12 protein-coding genes are annotated in these 18,450 nt (G+C 45.8%); 2 read left to right on the top strand and 10 right to left on the bottom strand.

All coding sequences use genetic code 11. The annotated features are described in order from the left end of the window. Positions 1–279 precede the first annotated feature (279 nt). The 6 genes from NBH14_RS17120 to NBH14_RS17145 form a co-directional block, all read right to left on the bottom strand. Positions 280–2,289 carry an SUMF1/EgtB/PvdO family nonheme iron enzyme gene (locus NBH14_RS17120; RefSeq protein WP_250817676.1) on the bottom strand — a complete coding sequence of 670 codons (2,010 nt, stop codon included), beginning with the start codon at positions 2,287–2,289 and terminating at the stop codon, positions 280–282. A 192-nt stretch (positions 2,290–2,481) separates the two neighbouring features. Then, positions 2,482–3,918, bottom strand: coding sequence for an aldehyde dehydrogenase (gene aldA, locus NBH14_RS17125; protein ID WP_186960355.1), 1,437 nt, complete (start codon positions 3,916–3,918; stop codon positions 2,482–2,484). A gap of 309 nt (positions 3,919–4,227) precedes the next feature. Continuing rightward, complete coding sequence (locus NBH14_RS17130; RefSeq protein ID WP_186960356.1) at positions 4,228–5,409, bottom strand: TolC family protein; 1,182 nt, start codon at positions 5,407–5,409, stop codon at positions 4,228–4,230. Then, positions 5,406–8,486 carry an efflux RND transporter permease subunit gene (locus tag NBH14_RS17135; RefSeq protein ID WP_186960357.1) on the bottom strand — a complete coding sequence of 1,027 codons (3,081 nt, stop codon included), beginning with the start codon at positions 8,484–8,486 and terminating at the stop codon, positions 5,406–5,408. The genes NBH14_RS17130 and NBH14_RS17135 overlap by 4 nt, the downstream gene beginning before the upstream one ends. A 101-nt stretch (positions 8,487–8,587) precedes the next feature. Continuing rightward, on the bottom strand, positions 8,588–9,802 hold the full coding sequence (locus tag NBH14_RS17140) for an efflux RND transporter periplasmic adaptor subunit (protein ID WP_186960358.1): 1,215 nt from the start codon (positions 9,800–9,802) through the stop codon (positions 8,588–8,590). Positions 9,803–9,895: 93 nt separating this feature from the next. Further along, positions 9,896–10,285, bottom strand: coding sequence for a DUF6769 family protein (locus NBH14_RS17145; RefSeq protein WP_233567542.1), 390 nt, complete (start codon positions 10,283–10,285; stop codon positions 9,896–9,898). Between the two features lie 527 nt (positions 10,286–10,812). Between NBH14_RS17145 and NBH14_RS17150 the strand changes: the two genes are divergently transcribed. Then, the gene (locus tag NBH14_RS17150; RefSeq protein WP_186960359.1) at positions 10,813–11,775 is read left to right on the top strand and encodes a hypothetical protein; all 963 of its coding nucleotides are present in this window, start codon (positions 10,813–10,815) and stop codon (positions 11,773–11,775) included. 118 nt (positions 11,776–11,893) lie between these two features. On the opposite strand, the gene NBH14_RS17155 is transcribed toward NBH14_RS17150, so the two are convergent. The 3 genes from NBH14_RS17155 to NBH14_RS17165 all read right to left on the bottom strand — a co-directional run bounded on the left by NBH14_RS17155 (position 11,894) and on the right by NBH14_RS17165 (position 14,882). Continuing rightward, positions 11,894–12,664, bottom strand: coding sequence for a sulfide-dependent adenosine diphosphate thiazole synthase (locus NBH14_RS17155; RefSeq protein ID WP_010803511.1), 771 nt, complete (start codon positions 12,662–12,664; stop codon positions 11,894–11,896). 174 nt (positions 12,665–12,838) lie between these two features. Beyond that, positions 12,839–13,480, bottom strand: coding sequence for a cytidylate kinase-like family protein (locus NBH14_RS17160; protein WP_186960360.1), 642 nt, complete (start codon positions 13,478–13,480; stop codon positions 12,839–12,841). A gap of 46 nt (positions 13,481–13,526) precedes the next feature. Beyond that, the gene (locus tag NBH14_RS17165) at positions 13,527–14,882 is read right to left on the bottom strand and encodes an MATE family efflux transporter (RefSeq protein WP_186960361.1); all 1,356 of its coding nucleotides are present in this window, start codon (positions 14,880–14,882) and stop codon (positions 13,527–13,529) included. 75 nt (positions 14,883–14,957) lie between these two features. Here NBH14_RS17165 and msrC point away from each other — a divergent pair, with 75 nt between their 5' ends. Next, complete coding sequence (gene msrC / locus NBH14_RS17170) at positions 14,958–15,425, top strand: free L-methionine (R)-S-oxide reductase MsrC (RefSeq protein WP_186960362.1); 468 nt, start codon at positions 14,958–14,960, stop codon at positions 15,423–15,425. A 45-nt stretch (positions 15,426–15,470) separates the two neighbouring features. On the opposite strand, the gene NBH14_RS17175 is transcribed toward msrC, so the two are convergent. Next, positions 15,471–18,449: a glycoside hydrolase family 2 protein gene (locus tag NBH14_RS17175; protein WP_186960363.1), complete on the bottom strand. Its 2,979-nt coding sequence runs from the start codon at positions 18,447–18,449 to the stop codon at positions 15,471–15,473. Between the last annotated feature and the right edge of the window lies 1 nt (position 18,450).

Consider the following 18,450-nt stretch of genomic DNA (forward strand, 5'->3'; position numbering starts at 1 on the left):
AGAGTTAACCTGTTTCATAAATAAGCAAGAAATAAGTCAACCGTTATTATTATTAAGTTTAAACCGAGTCAACCTTTTATATATATAAGACTGAAAGTAGTCAACTAAAAACGTTAACATACAAAGCCCTTCAGTTTCCTTAGGAGGAAACGCGCGTTTCCTGCCTGGGAAACTGTAGTTCCCTCCGCAGGAAATTGTAGTTTCCTAGGCAGGGAACTGGAGTTTCCTAAACACGAAACTACGAGGAGACTGTAATCAATTCACAATCAGACTTATCACTTAAAATGAATACCCTGTATCTTTTACCAGCCACGGCAGGTTGAAACGATAATGGTTACGGCTGCTTACCAGATGTATCATTCCATCCGGCGATTGCGTACCGGCCAGATAACCGCGGGGTTCCGCATGACTCCCGTCCATTTCAAAGAAACCGGTCCAGGCGCCTCCGTCCATAAAACGTTCTTTGCCATCGGTCAGTAATTTCTTAACAGGCCATGTCTTTCCATCGTCGAAGGAAAGGGCGGCATACATTCCGTAACCGGTATATTCCTTACCATCCTTATCTTTAAAGGTCATACCGTTCAAACCATTTTTCAGACGGAAAGGATGGTTCGTGAAAGAGACCAGCAAAACAGGTCCTTCCTGTAAACGCATCAATACCAGACGCTGACCGCCATCAATCGGGGGAAATTCAGAAGCGCTGTATGTCCAGGTGCGTCCGTTATCTTCCGACAGGCTCATGGGCATCCGTTCCAGACCGTCTTTATCGACAATGCCGTCACCACGTCCGAATGCCATAAAACGTCCATCGGACAGTTGCACTACTCCGGCATGGATTCCGGCAATAGTACCGCCCGAAGCGCCTGCCTCGAACTTACCCGGATTGGTTTTGCCCATGTCTTCCCAGGTCAGGCCATTATCCTTGCTGATATGCAATGCCGTGCCGCCATTGCTCCGGGGAGTGGCGTCGGCGGCTTGTACCAGCCAACCGTCCTTAGTACGGAAAGAACCGGCTATCACCTGATGCCGTCTGGCATGCTCAGGGGCGATGATACGGGGACGACTCCAGGTTGCACCGTTATCCGTGCTTGTCCGCATGACCATAGCGAGGGTTTCCCAGGTACCGGCAGCTTCCACCCCATTTATATGGACGAGTGTACCCTTATTATTCAGCAGGGAAGAACCGGTCATATTCCGGTCGGGCACCTTGAAGAACTCGTGCGGCTCGCTCCATTCGGTACTGCCTTTCTTCAGGCGGCTTTCCAGAATCACCATCTCCCGCCCCGATTCTTCGTCGCATGTAAACCAGATAGCCAACAAATCCCCGTTATCACACCAGGTTATGGCAGGGCAATGGTTATGCTTGTAGAACGGGACGCCGGAAGAACATTCGGGCGTTTTCACATAGACGAGAGGTTCACCGAAGAAAGGTGTTTTCAAAGGAGCGTCCCAGGTATGTTTTTGCTGTGATATGTTCTCTTGCGGGGTCGGTCCGGCTACAGGAAGCGGCTGGGTTTTAGGTATATCGGCCTGCACCACCCGGAATCCGGTGAGCCAGTGTTTATCTTCGGGTATCATCGCCATACGGTTGGCGGAACGCAGAAATCTTTCCGGAGTGCTATGGCTTCCGCCACGTGTCACTTTATATAATCCGTCAGCACGGTCCACCGGGTCTGTTTGCGGTAATGCCTCGTAAGGTCCGTACCAGTCGCTGCACCATTCTTCTACATTTCCGTGCATATCGTGCAGTCCGAAAGGATTGGCAGGAGTTTTGCCTACCTGAAGGCTGATTGTAGAATCCGTTCCCCAGACATTTTGCTGGTTCTTATGATACACGCCATGAAGTCCGTCGTCCATCCAGAAATTCCAGTAGGACCCGGCACGGCAAGCATATTCCCATTCGGCTTCGGTTGGCAGACGATACGTCTTCCCTTCCTTTTCCGAAAGCCAGTCACAGAATGCTTTCGCCTCGTGATAGTTCACAAAAATAACCGCTTCGTCATCTTCTTTCGAAAGGCCGTACTTTCCCCGTAAGTTCTTATGGGAAGGGTCAAAACGCTCGTACTGGGCATTTGTCACTTCGGTCGTTCCCATCAAAAAAGGGTTTGCGATCGTTACCGGATGAATCGGTGCTTCATCATAATCTTCTCCCAATCCGTGGCTTCCCATGTGGAAAGAGCCGGCCGGAATCCGGGCAAATTGCATTCCCAGGCTATTCGTTTCCTGGGCATTCGTAGTAAAGGCGCCTAATACAAAAAGGCAATAACATAAGATAGCAGCGTTTCTCATTTTGATTCGTTTTTCCATATTCCGGAATAAAGATAAATATATTATCCGAAAACTATCCGGGATACTTATCAAAAAAAGAGACTCTTTCAAAATTACTGTATGTCATCCCGGGCTTGACCCGGGATCGCATACATTACTGATAAACAATACTTAGTATGAGTTGGCGGATCGGGTCCGCCATGACAAAACACATTAACCCTGCGTCTCCAGATAAACGACATGAGTCTGAAGGTATTCTTCCAGGCCATGCTTACCGTCAGCACCACCAATACCCGATTTACGCCAGCCGGCATGGAAACCCTGCATGGCTTCAAAGTTCTCACGATTGATATAAGTTTCGCCGAACTTCAAGGAACGCATCAGCTTAAAGGCCATATCCAGATTCTGTGTATAGACGGAAGAGGTCAACCCGTATTCGCAGTCATTTGCCCAGGCAATAGCATCTTCCACTTCTGTAAACTCTACAACCGGGAGAACGGGACCGAATGTTTCTTCCTGGATAATATCCATCTTCTGTGTACAATTAGTCAAAAGGGTCGGTTCAAAGAAGTAACCTTTAGCTCCGATACGTTTGCCTCCATAAGCCAGGGTCGCCCCCTGCTTAACAGCTTTTTCGACTTTTTCTTCCACTGATTTCAGGGCACCGGCATCAATCAGCGGTCCCATATCCAAGTCTGCGACCTCGTTGGGGTTGCCTACTTTAACCTTACCAAAGCCATCCAGCAACTTTTCAATAAAAACATCTTTAATGCTGGAATGTACATAAACACGTTCACAACAGTTGCACACTTGTCCGGTATTGATCACGCGGGAAGCAATGATCGACTTCACGGTCAGATCCAGATCCGCATCCGGCATAACGATAGCCGGAGCCTTTCCTCCTAACTCCAGCGATACCTTCGTCACATTAGCTGAAGCGGCTTCCATCGTCTGCACACCGGCAGAAACACTTCCTGTCAGGCTGACCATTCCGACTTTCGGATTAGCGGCCATCTCATGCCCGACAACCGATCCGCGACCATTTACGATATTGAATACCCCTTTAGGCACTCCCGCTTCATCCACAATCTGGGCAAAGACATACGCATTCTCCGGTGTCAACTGACTTGGTTTCAGCACAATCGTATTTCCTGTCAACATAGCCGGGGCTGCCTTACGGGCAACCAGAAAGAACGGGAAGTTCCATGGCAATATACCGGTTGTCACTCCGATAGGTTTCTTAAATACAAAGATAGTCTCGTGAGGACGGTCGCTGGGTATGATCTCTCCTTCATAACGACGTGCCCAACCGGCCATATAATCGATATAATCGGCTGTAAAGTTAACTTCCACATTGGCCAGTCCCTGCGTCTTGCCTCCTTCACGTACAATAATATCCGTCAGTTCTTTTTCCCTTTTTCGAATTCCTTGTGCTATTTTGGTCAGATACTGTGCACGTTCAATGGAAGTCAGTCGTTCCCATGCTCCTTGCGCCTTCTCCGCCGCATCGATGGCAGCCCGGACATCATCCACTGTTCCGTCAGGCATACGGGATATAACTTCTTCCGTAGAAGGGTTCAACACATTGATCCACTTTCCGGATCGATTCTCGATGAACTGTCCATCGATGTACATTTCTAAATCTTTCATGGTCTCTTTAAATTGATAATTAATACTAATATGTATTCTTTATACGAATTAAGGCATTCTGATACCTGTTATGCACAGATATGTCTGATTATCGGTCTCCTAAACAATGCTACATTGTATAATCTCCTGGTAAAAAGTACTTTGTAAAAGTAAAAACTTATTTGCATAATAAAAAATACAATGATGAAAAAAAACTGTACGATAACTTTTTATAAGTTTAGTAACCAATATACGGTTCAATGGGAAGCTATAATAAAAAAAGGTCCATGCCCGAAAAAGACATGAACCTTCCTTATTTTATAAGAGAGTTTATAACTTATATTTATACAATTGCGCCATCACCTTCTGATACTCATTCTGCAACTGCATATAATTCTGCATGCTCTGATAGAAAGTCGTTACATCAACGAAATATTCAATCATACTGATTTGGCCGGTCTGGATAGCCTTATTCAACAATGCCAGGCTATTCTGACTTTTCAAAACCATATTGTATTCGTCCATAGAAGTCTTCAGAGCGACCGACTGGTTATACAATTGGTGTAATTCACTTTCCACGGTCGTTGTCGTACTCTCCAGTTGAAGGTCGGTATAAAGAGCCTGCGCTTTAGCCTGCTTTACATTATTCCTGTTTGAGAACAAAGGAATGCTGATACCAACCAGGAAACCGTTAAAACGCTCTCCGCCGGTAGCCGTATTCATACGATACCCCAACTCAAAACCGGGTAAACTCTTCGACTTATTAACGCTCAACTGGCGGCGGGCAGCCACCTGCTCGCTTTTCAACGTAAGCAACTGAGGATTGGAAGTCACAGCCTCCGCACGTAATTCCTCGAATGACAGGATATCACCGTCCGACATATAGGTCGTGTCCGTGAAGTCGATAGCAATACCACCATTCAATGTTGCCAGTTCCTGAAGTTTGGCAATACGGGCAGACTCGTTCATACGGGCTTCCGTTTTTGCATTCAGCAACTCCAGGTCAATCTTATTTGTTTCCAGAATATTCGCATCGCCGGTTTCCAGACGCATGGCATACAGTTCCGCCAGTTGTTCCGCATTCTGCCTGCGTTGGTCGAGTAATGCCCGTTGCTGGTTCAGCAGGACCAGGTCAAGGCAAATCTCTTTCGCCTGCAAAAGTATTTGCTGACGGAACTCTGCACCCTGACGGTCGAAACTGGCGGCTTTCGATTTCGACAGTTTATTCTTCTGTACATATACCGAAGGGAAGTCGAACGACTGGGAAGCAACCAACTCTCCCTGTATTCCCATCCCTTCCCGATTGCCGTACTGATGTACATAGGAAACCGAAGGGTCTGGCAGGTTATTATCCAGCTTCGCTTCCAGTTTCTTAGAAACGGTAAGCTGGTTATTCGCCTGCAATTCTTTATTATTGGCTTCGATACTGCGCAGGACGGCATCAATAGAATTCTGCCCGTTCACTGAAAGCGCAGCGGAAGCCAACAAGGTAATTACTATGAATTGTTTCATTTTTCCTTATTCATTAAAAGATAAACAATAGGAATAATAAATCCGTTCAGAAAAGTAGATGTCAGCAACCCTCCCAGGATGACAGTCGCCATCGGACTCTGTATCTCATTTCCCGGCAAATCTCCGTTCAATGCCAACGGTATCAATGCCAAAGCCGAACTCAAGGCAGTCATAAGAATCGGGTTCAGACGGTCCAGCGAACCGTGTATCACCGTGTCGTAAACAGAGAAACCTTCACTGCGCAGCTGTGCATAATGACTAATCAGCAGCATACCGTTTCGGGTAGCGATACCGAACAGCGAAATGAAACCGATAATAGCCGGAATACTGATTTCACCGGAAGTCAGCCACAAAATAAACACGCCACCAATCAAAGCCAACGGCAGGTTCAGCAGGATGACACCACTCTCTTTCGCATTCTTGAACTCATTATAAAGCAACAGGAAGATGACCAGCAAAGACATCAGAGAAGTGAGCAACAGTGTGCGGCTAGCTGCCTGTTCACTTTCAAACTGTCCGCCATATTCGATATGATACCCTTCGGGCAACTTGATTGATGTTCCAATCTTATTCTGAATATCATTTACAACACTGCGCAAATCCCGTTCGGATACGTTCGCACTGATTACTAACTTGCGCTGAACGTTTTCACGGTTAATCGTATTCGGACCGGTTACTGAACGAACCTCGGCAATATAACTCAGCGGGATTTTCTTCCCTCCGGCATCTATCATCAGATTACGGATATCTTCCATCGTTGCACGGCTCTCGTCGGAAGTCTTTACTGTCAGGTCGAATGTTTTACCGTCATCATACACCTGGCTGACAACTTCGCCACCCAGCATGACATTAATATATTCTTCAAACTCAGGAAGAGATACGCCATATTTAGCCATCAGTTCACGTTTCGGCGTGATGGTCAGCTGCGGACGTTCAATCTGCTGTTCTACTTTCAGGTCAACCAGGCCCGGAATGCTCTGGATAGAGTTTTTGATATCGTTACCAATCGTAAAGAGACGGTTCAAATCGGTACCGAACAGTTTGATGGCGATATTGGCTTCCGTTCCCGAAAGCATCGCATCGATACGGTGAGAGATAGGCTGACCGATTTCGATATTCGCACCACTGATAGTCGACAGCTTCTTACGGACATCATTCATCACAGCTTCCCGGCTACGGTCTTTCAATACGAACGGGGCCTCTATTTCCGAAACATTCACACCCAATGCATGTTCATCCAGTTCGGCACGCCCGGTCTTACGGGCCACCGTCTGGATTTCGGGAACCTGCATCAGTAACTCTTCTGCCCGATGTCCCATCCTGTCCGATTCATCCAACGAAATACCCGGCAGCGAACTTACATTAATAGTAAAAGAACCTTCGTTGAAAGGAGGAAGGAAACTGCGTCCCAGCGTAAAGAAAATACCCAACGCCACAAGGAACAGACCTACCGTAGAACCCAGCACAATCTTCTTATGCGCCAAGGCAACTTTCAATGCGGAAGCATATACCTCCTTCAATTTACGGGCTACCCATGCCTCTTTTTCTATCTTCTTATCGGTCGACTTATTGCCCAGCAGATAACTACACAATACCGGCGTCAAAGTAAGTGCAACAATGGTAGATGCAAACAAGGCAACGATAAACGCAATACCCAGCGGCACCAACATGCGTCCTTCCATGCCATGAAGGAAAAACAGGGGTACGAAACTTACCACAATAATCAACGTGGAATTCAGAATAGGCATACGCACTTCACGGGAAGCGTCATAAACTACCTCTAATACCGAGCGTCGCTCTTCCGGAGGAAGTATCCGGTTCTCCCGTATTCGTTTATACACATTCTCCACATCGACAATCGCATCATCCACCAGCGAACCGATAGCAATCGCCATACCACCCAGAGACATTGTATTAATGGTCATTCCCATATAATGCAAAACCAGGATAGAAACGAGCAATGACAAAGGCAACGCCACCAGCGAAATCACCGTCGTACGGATATTCATCAGGAAGAGGAACAAAACAATGACAACAAAGAAACTTCCTTCAAACAAACTGTTCTTTACATTATTAATAGAACTGTCGATGAAACGGCTTTGACGGAAAATATCGGTAGAGACATTCACGTCCGACGGAAGATTCTTTTGCAGGTCGGCAACGATACCGTCCAGTTTGTTTGTCAGGTCGATTGTACTGGTATTCGGTTGCTTGGTCACCGTTATCAGAACAGCATGCTTGCCGCGTTCAGAAGCTGTACCCAGTTTAGGACTTTTGCTTCCTATCTTCACCGTCGCCACATTTTCCAGCATAACCGGAAAACCGTCTACAGTCTTGATAACCCCTTTTGCCAGTTCCTCCACTTTCGGAGTGGAAAGAACGCCACGGATGATATATTCATTGTCATATTCATACAAGACACCGCCATTTGCATTACGGTTCATATTACGGCAGACCGTCAGGACTTCATCCAACCCTACTCCATAATGTTTCATACGGGCGGGGTCAAGCAATATCTGATATTCTTTGATATCGCCACCAATCACAGCGACCTGTGCCACACCGCCTGTCGACAACAAACGCGGACGGATTGTCCAGTCGGCAATCGTACGCAAATCGAGCAAAGAAGTAGAATCGGCAGTCAGACCGATAATCATCATTTCTCCCAGGATAGAAGATTGCGGTCCCAGCGTCGGCTTGCCAACGTTCTCGGGAAGGCTTTCACTAACGACTGCCAACTTTTCCGAAACAATCTGGCGGGCACGGTAGATATCCGTTCCCCAATCAAATTCAACCCATACAACAGAGAAACCGGTGGTAGAGGAAGAACGTACACGGCGCACATCCATAGCCCCGTTCACTGCTGTTTCTACCGGGAAAGTAACCAGACGTTCCACTTCTTCAGGAGCCATACCATTTGCTTCCGTCATGATAACCACAGTCGGAGCATTCAGGTCGGGAAACACATCTACATCTGTATGAAAAGCTGTATAGGTTCCCGCTATCATCAGCAGCAATGCACAGATCAGGACAACCAATCTGTTATGCAGCGAGTAATATATTATTTTATTCAACATAAGAATAATTGTTTAATTAGCCGATATGCCAATGTGCCAATCAAGATAGTGCCATGAGTATTTCCATTGGCACATTGGCATATTTGCATATTTGCTCATTATTAATGATTATGAGTATGAGCCGGAATAGCATTGGAGGCAGAAGCCAGTTTGACCTGGTAAGCGCCTTGTGTAACAACCGTATCTCCCGGTTTTAGACCAGACAGAATCTGAACTTCAGCACCATTGTTGGCACCCAGTTTCACTTCCTGCTTTTTGTATCCTTCCTCATCCAAACGAATAAATACGGAATAAACGCCTTGCTCTTCTATCAACGCGGAAACCGGAACGCTCAACACATCCTGCATCGGAGAGGTAAGCAAATAGATTTCAACAAACGAACCGGGAATTACAGCCCCTTTATTATCAAATTCAAAAGTCACAGGGATATAAAAAGAATTGGCATCCGAAGCCTTTCCGTAAGAAAGTAAACGTCCGTGAAGTTCGGAAAGCTCATACACCTGGTCATCATAAGGAGTTCGGAAATTAGCAGACTGTACAGCCGGAAGATATTGATAATACTTTTCCGACACTTCGGCACGAAGCACCAGGCGGCTATTCTGAGAAATCGTAGCTAACGGTTGTCCCACAGCGACATAATCGCCTTCTTTCACCTGAAGGTTCTTCAAGTATCCGTTCATCGGAGAAACAACCGATACACCGTTCTCTGTTTGTTTACCGGCAATGGCATCGTAAGCGGCCTTTGCATTTTCATAATTCAGACGTGCCTGTTCAAAGTCCTTGGCAGAAACGATCTTATCTCCTACCAGCTGTTGCATACGTTCATATTCCTTCTTGGCATTTTCGTATGCATATTTGGCACGGGCTGCCACATTCCCCTCAGACAAATTACTGGAAGCCAGGCTCAGGATAGCCTGTCCCTTCCGGACCGGAGTACCGTCCACAAAAGATAAACTGCCGAATGTAACGATACCGGGGACAGTAGCTACCACAGTCGTTTCATCGCCTTGTGCAGCCATCACGCTTCCGCTGGTCTTTATCACATCGGTAAAAGGAGCCGGTTCCATCACTTTCGTCTGTAAACCGACTGCTTTCGCTAATTCTTCTTTGAAAATGATTTCATTGGAATGTGCACCGGCGGCAGCTTCATTCCCATGTTCGTGTCCTTCATGCTCGTCTCCTTCGTGTTCATGGTCATGTCCTTCATGTTCATGTGCTTCATGATCATGATTATGCTCTTCAGATTTAGTAGCTCCGCCACCACAACCTGCAAATATGTAGGCACATAAAACCCACAATAAATATATCTTTTTCATTGTATTATAATGTGTTATTAATGCATAATAAATAACTCGGCGTTTAGATAAAAACACCGAAAAGCGAATAAGGTTCGCCACCATCAGTAACAATTATAACACAGGAGGGGCTCGCAGTCCACTTGCACACGTTATCCAGCTATCGTGCAGAGACTCAATATAAAAGGCTCGACTGCGTTCAAAAGGTTGTCCGCAAAAAGCCGGTTCGGGAGGGTTAATATAATCAAATAAAACCTGCAAAGGGAAAAGCAGGTGACTAGCATCCACATCCGTCGCATGTGACAGCAGAGAGGTGAAAAGAGCAACATTATGCCCGTTACAACCGCAATCGTGAGAAGAGGCACTCTTGTGACTGTGTTCAGTCAGCGATTTAAAACAAGGCAGACCGTTACTGTGATGATGATGCGGTATGATGACCGAAAGCAGCATGATGATGCCGGCTATCAACATTACGTAACGGATTATGTTTTTCTTTGCTCTCATATTTATTCTGCAAAAATAGAAAGTTTATTTTGCAACACAATGGCAAATATCAGATATATAGCAAAAAAAATTCCGGCCGAGAGTCACCTCCCAGCCGGACAGTTGTTCATGGTATTAGCATTAGTGGTCTACTCATTCTGATTATACAAGCAAATGTTTGGTTAGGTCAATAATTTATAAACAAAAAATCTAAGACTAAAATAAAATAAAGTTCATCCATTCTAATGCTATTTCAATTAACATCACTTAGTATTAATAGTAAACTGCAATAACTATCCGTTCAAACCATCATTGCCGTCTCTCTTTTGAGATATGCGAATTTACTAAGCAAATACGGGAGTTTTATTTCGCATATAAGGTATTTTCAGTCATACCTATTTCTCATTCGCCTATTTACTCTCTCCGCATTTTCGAAAATACGCAACCCACGAGTACACTTATTACATTTGTTGCGTTTTTCGAAACAATACGCTTTGTTTATTGTTTAATAATTGAACATATATATTATTTAAAAGGGAGAATTGGAAATGAATACAGATGTATTAAATACAAATCTGATCGAGGTAATGAAAGAGAAGATACCGGATGGGGTTAATTTAGCGAATACCCTGATGGATATTCTCTACATAGGAAAAGAGGCCGTATACAGAAGATTACGCGGCGAGGTTCCCTTCACCCTCAATGAGGCTTCCATCATTTCAAAGAAACTGGGAGTTTCACTTGACCAGATCGTGGGTATAAGCTATACTAATAACACTATGTTCGACCTGAATCTTTTACATTATTCAGATCCTATCAAAACGTATTACAAAATCCTTGACCACTATCTTGAATTGTTTGAGTCTCTACGCGACGATCCGACTTCGGAGTTAAGCACAGCCTCAAATATGATACCACAGACTTATTATCTGAAATACGATAGCTTGTCTAAGTTTCGGTTATTTAAATGGATGTACCAGAATGAAAAAGTTAATTGTGTAAAATATTTTTCAGAATTAAATTTATCCGAAGAACTCAAACATGCCCAAAAGGCATTCGTAGAAGCCAGTACATATATACAGACAACAAACTATATATGGGACAGCATGATGTTTAACTACCTGGTGAACGATATTAAATATTTCGCCAGCATTCATTTAATCACGGAAGAGGAAGTAACCAAACTACAGGAAGAACTCCTCCGGCTATTGGACGACCTGGAGACAATCGCTTCCAGAGGTAAATTTGACTCGGGCAAGGATATACATATATATATATCCAACATAAACTTTGAAGCCACATACAGTTTTGTGGAAACATCCAGTTTGCAATTAAGCCTGATCCGGATCTTTTCGATCAACTCGATCACATCGAGAGACAAAGAGATGTGTAAGAACCTGAAAGAATGGATTCAATCCTTGCGTAAGTTTTCTACCATGATCTCCGAAAGCGGAGAAATGCAGCGTATACAGTTTTTCAAAAAACAACGGGAACTTGTAGAGAAGATGTAATTTAATTGAAAATTGAGAATTGAAAATTGAAAATTAGTTGTCCATTCATCATTTATCGTAAACAAAAACAAACTGGATATTTAATTTTCAATTCTCAATTCTCAATTTTCAATTCTCTTTATTTATCCAGTTTTGCACAGATCAGTTCTGCCGCTTTCTTACCGCTCATCAGCATACCGCCGAAAATCGGTCCCATACGGAAGCTACCGCTTACACCATTGGCTGCCATACCTGAAACAAACAGTCCCGGATAGATTTCTTTTGTATTTTCTACCGTTGTCTGTTCACCCAACTCAACGTTTAATGAACGTTCACCGATTACACCGCCGGTCGGAGTATTCAGTTTGATATCGTTTTTGCGGGCAACAGTACGTGCCACTTCGCAGTCGTGTCCTGTTCCTTCCAATACGGCTTTTGCCATAATAGTCAGCGGGTCTACATGCATACCTTCACGGATTACCGGGGCCCAGTTAACTACCACACCGGCTACTGCATCGTTGTGGAATACCACATCTTCCACAGAATAGCAGTTAAAAATAGTAGCACCGGCTTTTGTTGCCTGATAGATCAATGCAGAAGTAGTATGAACCGAATCCATAATATAAGTACCATTGCCGGCATCATGATAAGAAACGCCCAGCTCCTTCACGATCGGCATGGCTTCTTCCTGTACGACAATATCATTAAACATCATGGCACCGCCCCACATGCCTCCTCCCGGAGCCAGTTTACGGTCGAAAAGAGCCACTTTCTTTCCGGCTTTAGCCAGATAATAAGCTGCTACGATACCGGAAGGGCCACCACCAACAATAGCCACATCAATTGATAAGTTGCTCTTCAGTTTTGCAAAATAAGAGTCAATAATTCCTGTTGAAACGATCTGTTCCATTACAATAATAATTAGAGTTTAAACATCGGAGAGCACATAGAGGTTAAAGCTCTCCTTTATTTAGCAATTCTACCGATTCTCCCTTCACGGCATTACCCGGGCAGGTTCTATGGGTATAATCTCAGCCTGTGTATTAAGGCACCCCTATGATAAGTCGACGACAAAGATAGTAAATTATCCGAAATGTGGCGGACGCTTATTCATTTTCCGTTCAACAAATGCTTTCATGAACTCGACAGTCTCGTCTACACCCAATACGGATACGTCGATAGAGAAATTATAGGAAGAGGCTACACCCCATTCTTTATTCGTATAATAGTTATAGTAGGCAGCACGCGATTTATCGGTCTTCGCCATCAATTCCTTTGCTTGTTCGACAGTGATATTCTGGCTTTCGAGGATGCGCTGGATACGGTTTTCCATATTATTATGGATAAAAAAACTAAGACAATCCGGATCATCGCGCAAGATATAATCGGCACAACGGCCCACCAGCACGCACGACTGCTCCGATGCCAACTTACGGATTGCGTCACTCTGGAATTTAAACAGTCCATCGTTGGAAAGAATGTCATTATAAGGAGTGAACATCCCCATATAGAAATATCCCATAGTAAAAGCATACGCCAGTCCGCTCGAAGCACGTTCGTCCGCCTTTTCGAAGAACTCTTCGCTCAATCCGCTTTCCTTGGCGGCCACCGCCATCAACTCCTTATCATAATAACCGATGCCCAATGCCTGAGCCAGTTTTTTCCCTATTTCACGACCACCACTGCCAAACTGCCGGCCAATGGTCAATATGATTTTGTTATCCATATACTAACCGATTTTATTATCTTGCGATAAATATACAATATTTTTTTTAGTTAGGTGATTCATGTTTAAACTTCTTGAACTGATTAATCAGAACGATTGCCGTAACGACTGTCGCGATCGTATCGGCAACCGGCATACTGATCCAGACTCCCAGCGTACCGAAGAAGCGGGGAAGGACAATCAAACAAGGAATCAGAAACAGCATTTGCCGGGTAAGCGACAGGAATATAGCCTTCTTCGACATACCAATCGAAAGGAAGAAGTTCGTTGCCACCATCTGAAAGCCGACTATCGGAAAAACGGCAAATACAATATGAAGACCGAACACGGCCGCTTTCACCAGTTCGTCATCCGTTGTAAACATATTCACGATCAGGGTCGGGAATAACTGGCAGAGCAGGAAACCCGCCGTTGCCACTCCGATTGCCCACTTCATCGTCAGCTTGGTTACTTCCGTTACACGGGGATATAAGCGGGCACCGAAATTATATCCGGCAATAGGTTGCATCCCCTGGTTGAAGCCCATAATAATCATTACAAACAGGAAGATAATGCGGTTTACGATACCATAAGCACCAATCGCCATGTCTCCCCCATGTTCTTTCAAACCGCGGTTGATCAGGATAACAATCAGACAGGAACAAAGATTCATCAAAAAAGGCGACATCCCGATATACAGAATACCCTTCACCACCTCTTTCCTCAGTTTATAAATCCCTTTCTTAAAATGGAGCAACTGTTTCGGACTTGAAAAATGAATCATCTGTCCCGTCAAGGAGATTACCTGCGAAATGACTGTCGCCCATGCAGAACCCTTGATTCCCCACTCAAAGCCAAAGATAAAAATCGGATTCAAGATACAGTTTATCACCACAGAAGCCAGGGTAGCATACATAGCCTGTTTGGGAAATCCGGACGAGCGCAACACCGCATTCAATCCCAGATACATATGGGTTATCACATTCCCATATAAAATAATCTGCATGTAATCGCGGGCATACCCTATCGTATTTTCACTGGCCCCGAAGAAATAAAGAATAGGGTCGAGCAAGAGCAAAAAGACAAAGGTAAAAGCCACCCCGAGCAGTACATTCAGGACAAGCACATTCCCCAACACCTGGTTGGCTCCTTCATAATCCTTCTGTCCCAGCTTTACCGAGACTAATGTAGAAGCACCGACACCAACCAGCGAACCGAAAGCTGCCGCCAGGTTCATCAACGGAAATGTCAGAGCCAGACCCGAAATTGCCAGCGGTCCTACCCCATGTCCTATAAAAATACTATCAGCCATGTTATAAAGCGAAGAAGCGGTCATGGCTATAATTGCCGGAATAGCATACTGCGTAAGCAGTTTTCCGATACGTTCGGTACCCAGTACCAAAGGAGAGTTCTGTTTTGTCATAAAAATCAATTGATGCGCAAAGGTACGGATATTTACGATTAATTTTTACCTTTGTTTTCCTATAATAAATTAAATATGGCAGAGAATTTAATCATAGCGGAGGGAGACAAAGAACAACAATACCGGACGTTGTTCCCCCAGATAGAAGCGTTACTGGCCGGTGAAACAGACATGACAGCCAATATGGCGAATGTTGCCGCAGCCTTGAAACAGATGTTCGATTTCTTTTGGGTAGGTTTTTACGTGGTAAAAGAAGATATGCTGGTGCTCGCCCCTTTTCAGGGACCGATTGCCTGTACCCGCATCCGGCACGGCAAAGGTGTTTGCGGTACGGCATGGAAAGAGGCAAAGACCCTGATTGTTCCGGATGTAGAACAGTTTCCCGGACATATAGCCTGCAACGCAGCTTCCAGGTCAGAGATTGTGGTTCCGGTGATCCGCGAGGGGAAAGTCATGGCGGTTCTCGATATAGACAGTGATAAGCTGGATAGTTTCGATGAAGTCGATGCAAGCTATCTGGAAAGGATATGCGGGTTGCTTTGATATAAAAAAATAAGAGGTGGTTAAAACCACCTCTTACAAACGAGTTTAAAAGATGATCTCTATTTTACCAAAACAAGGGGTAGCTTCGAGTGTCTTACAATAGTTTCCCCAGGCTATTTCCGGGTAATCCCAACGGTTATTGACATACAGGATCAGTTGTCCGTCGGCACGCTTATTGGAGCGGCAGGCAACGGAGGCATCCGGTGAAACAACCGATAGGCCGGTGGACGGATTACCGGCGTTCAACGTATAATAATAGATGTTCTCCTTCATGCCCTTTGCCATTTGGGTAAGCGGACGATCGCAATTCGCTCCGGCATCAGCCCAGTAAAAATAATTATGAGTATCCATTTGCCAGGGTTGTTTCGGACGTTCGCCGTACGCCACCTGATTCGGGTTATAGAGAGAAGTCTCCCCCTCATTGCCGGCAAACTCTCCGGCCGGATAATAACTCCAATGTCCGCGGCGTTTCCATTTTAGTTGCTCCATCGTTTCGGGAAGATAAAACGAAAGTCCCGTTTCACGCAGGAAACCGTTAGGCTGCCCGTTTGTCAGGTAATTGATTTCCATACGGCCTTCCGGGGAAATCAACAGACGGATATCGGTATCGACATCGTTATAACGGCCCTTCAATATAACCTGTACATTTTTACCCTGCTTCATATACGTAATACTCTGTTTTCTCCAATCCGCATCGGCTGTCAGGAACTTGGTGGCGCTTTTACGGACTTCAGCCCCGGTCAGATGATTCAGGTTGATATCCAGATTCAGGAAAGGGCCTTTTTCGATGAATACCTGTCCGTCGACCGTTGCGTTACAGATCAGGCCCGTTTCTTTGCAGAAAGGAATTACGAAGCCATCGCCTTTCACGACAATACGGTCGGCATTTTCCTCAACCAGAAGCGGACCATTGCGGCGCGACTGCGGCAAGGTAATCGCCGGCTGTCCCAGCGTCACAAGTGAAGCATCTATTAAATCCCCACCGGCAGTAAAGAAACGGATAAGAAGTTCGCTTCCCTCTTCCCAGTTTTCAGCAGGGATAATCAGGACTCCTTTCTGATGCGGAGCGATGGATGCTGTCTGCGTCTCTTTCTCTATTCCTTTATATGTATAGCGCACTTTTATTTCATTCAGGTCAGTATGGTCGAAGCGGTTGTAAACGGGAAGCAACAGACGTTCGCCCGTCGTATAGTCGCCCACTTGTTCCGTCAGCAGGCGGACAGGCGAATAGGCTTTCTTGGTTGCCCAGAACTCCGGTTTCTCACGGCGCCAGACATCGACAATTCCCCATTCACCGTAACCGACACAGTTGCCCTGGAAATCTTCCGGCTTGGCTGTACGGGCAAATTCTTTCCAGAAAGAAGTACCCATCTTCGGTTCGGGCAGCATGAACGTCTCGTCGATATATCCCCAAATCGCACCGCCCAAACCTCCGGGGGCATCAAACAGGCCGCTCCACATCTTATCGATAGAGATTCCCCAGAACTCACGGATGTTCGGGTCATCCTGCAAAGTCTTATAGGTATAGCAAGCCGGGTGCGCCCATTCATCGAACAAAGCCGGGATGCCGTGCCCCTGGTAATTACGCGTCGCACGTCCCCATTGATTCAGGTTGCCATCCACATCCTGATAATGCATGCTGAGAATATCATATATCGGCTTCTTCTCGCCCACCGAACCGGGATAACTGAAAATGACCGGGCGCGTCGTATCCGTCGCTTTCACCCAATCCCAGCAATCCTGAAAATTCTTTCCGTACACACTCTCGTTTCCAATCGACCAGAACAGGACGGACGGATGCGAACGGAATGCCTTCACCATCTCACGGCATTGTGACAAATAACGGGGAGCAAACTCCACACTGTCCTGCGTCCTGCCGGGAGCATAGTTCTTCTGGCGGTATGTATCGACAAAGCAGACGGCCGTTTCGCTCTCCACATAGATACCGAAACGGTCGCAGAAATGAAGGAAACGTTCGGAAGGCGGATAGTGCGAAGTACGCACGAAGTTCATATTCGATTGCTTGAAACGGAGGGCGTCCAGGCTGTCCAGTTCGGCAGTTGTAGTACGCCCCAGCGTCGGATGGATATCGTGGCGGCAGGCTCCGCGCAGCTTAACGGGAAGGCCGTTCACCAGCATACGGTCTTTTACAATCTTCACGTCACGGAAACCAATCTGCTGACTGAATCGGCTGATTTCCTTACCTTCCACTCGAAGCGCAACCGTTAATGTATAGAGGTTCGGATGTTCGGCATCCCATTTCAACGGATTGCGGACGGGGAGTTCATTACTGTTTCCGTCTTCTTTCAATATAAAAATACTTTGTGACAAAGGGACCTGCCGACCTGCGGGGTCGGTCAGGCTGTAGACCACTTCGGCATTTCCCGCCATCCTGCCGGTATAGGATACTTTCAGCACGGCATCCTGGTATAACGAATCGAGATGAGTCTCCGCCGCAAAATCGTAGAAACAGGTTTCCGGCAAGGCGAAAACCGTTACATCTCGAAGAATACCGCCAATCGGATGATGGGCATACCCCGAAGCATAGGAGATATCATCGATGCGATCGGTTATTTCAAGCTGTATCTCATTCTTTTTTCCCGGACGTACAAATTCCGTCACATCTGTCTCCCAACGGGTAAAACCGCCATGATGTTCACGCACCTGTTTCCCGTTCACCGAAAGGACCGCGTGGCTATATACCCCGTCGAAACGAAGAATGACCCGTTTCCCTTTATAATCGGCCGGAAGGGTAAATGATTTACGATAAAGATAAGGCGTATCATGTTCGATAGCATATCCCTGCATAGCCAGTTCTCCCGGAACCTGAACGGTATTCCATTTACCCTGCGGGGCGAAACGGAATTGCCAGTCGCCATTTAACAGCAGAGAAGACGAACTCATTCCCTCTACTTCAGCAGGTATGATATAGGATGCTTCTATCGGCAAAGCCTGCAAACCGGCAGCCATACTCCCCTGCCCGATAAAGCAACAGGAAGCCACAAGTAATAAGATCTTTTTCATA

The organism is Parabacteroides caecihominis (genome assembly GCF_023656785.1).
Taxonomy (GTDB): Bacteria; Bacteroidota; Bacteroidia; order Bacteroidales; family Tannerellaceae; genus Parabacteroides; species Parabacteroides segnis.

Coding starts and splice junctions, on each gene's coding strand:
- NBH14_RS17135 (WP_186960357.1), bottom strand. CDS start 8,486: ATGTTGAATAAAATAATATATTACTCGCTGCATAACAGATTGGTTGTC.
- NBH14_RS17175 (WP_186960363.1), bottom strand. CDS start 18,449: ATGAAAAAGATCTTATTACTTGTGGCTTCCTGTTGCTTTATCGGGCAG.
- NBH14_RS17165 (WP_186960361.1), bottom strand. CDS start 14,882: ATGACAAAACAGAACTCTCCTTTGGTACTGGGTACCGAACGTATCGGA.
- NBH14_RS17140 (WP_186960358.1), bottom strand. CDS start 9,802: ATGAAAAAGATATATTTATTGTGGGTTTTATGTGCCTACATATTTGCA.
- NBH14_RS17120 (WP_250817676.1), bottom strand. CDS start 2,289: ATGAGAAACGCTGCTATCTTATGTTATTGCCTTTTTGTATTAGGCGCC.
- NBH14_RS17130 (WP_186960356.1), bottom strand. CDS start 5,409: ATGAAACAATTCATAGTAATTACCTTGTTGGCTTCCGCTGCGCTTTCA.
- NBH14_RS17150 (WP_186960359.1), top strand. CDS start 10,813: ATGAATACAGATGTATTAAATACAAATCTGATCGAGGTAATGAAAGAG.
- NBH14_RS17155 (WP_010803511.1), bottom strand. CDS start 12,664: ATGGAACAGATCGTTTCAACAGGAATTATTGACTCTTATTTTGCAAAA.
- aldA (WP_186960355.1), bottom strand. CDS start 3,918: ATGAAAGATTTAGAAATGTACATCGATGGACAGTTCATCGAGAATCGA.
- NBH14_RS17160 (WP_186960360.1), bottom strand. CDS start 13,480: ATGGATAACAAAATCATATTGACCATTGGCCGGCAGTTTGGCAGTGGT.
- msrC (WP_186960362.1), top strand. CDS start 14,958: ATGGCAGAGAATTTAATCATAGCGGAGGGAGACAAAGAACAACAATAC.
- NBH14_RS17145 (WP_233567542.1), bottom strand. CDS start 10,285: ATGAGAGCAAAGAAAAACATAATCCGTTACGTAATGTTGATAGCCGGC.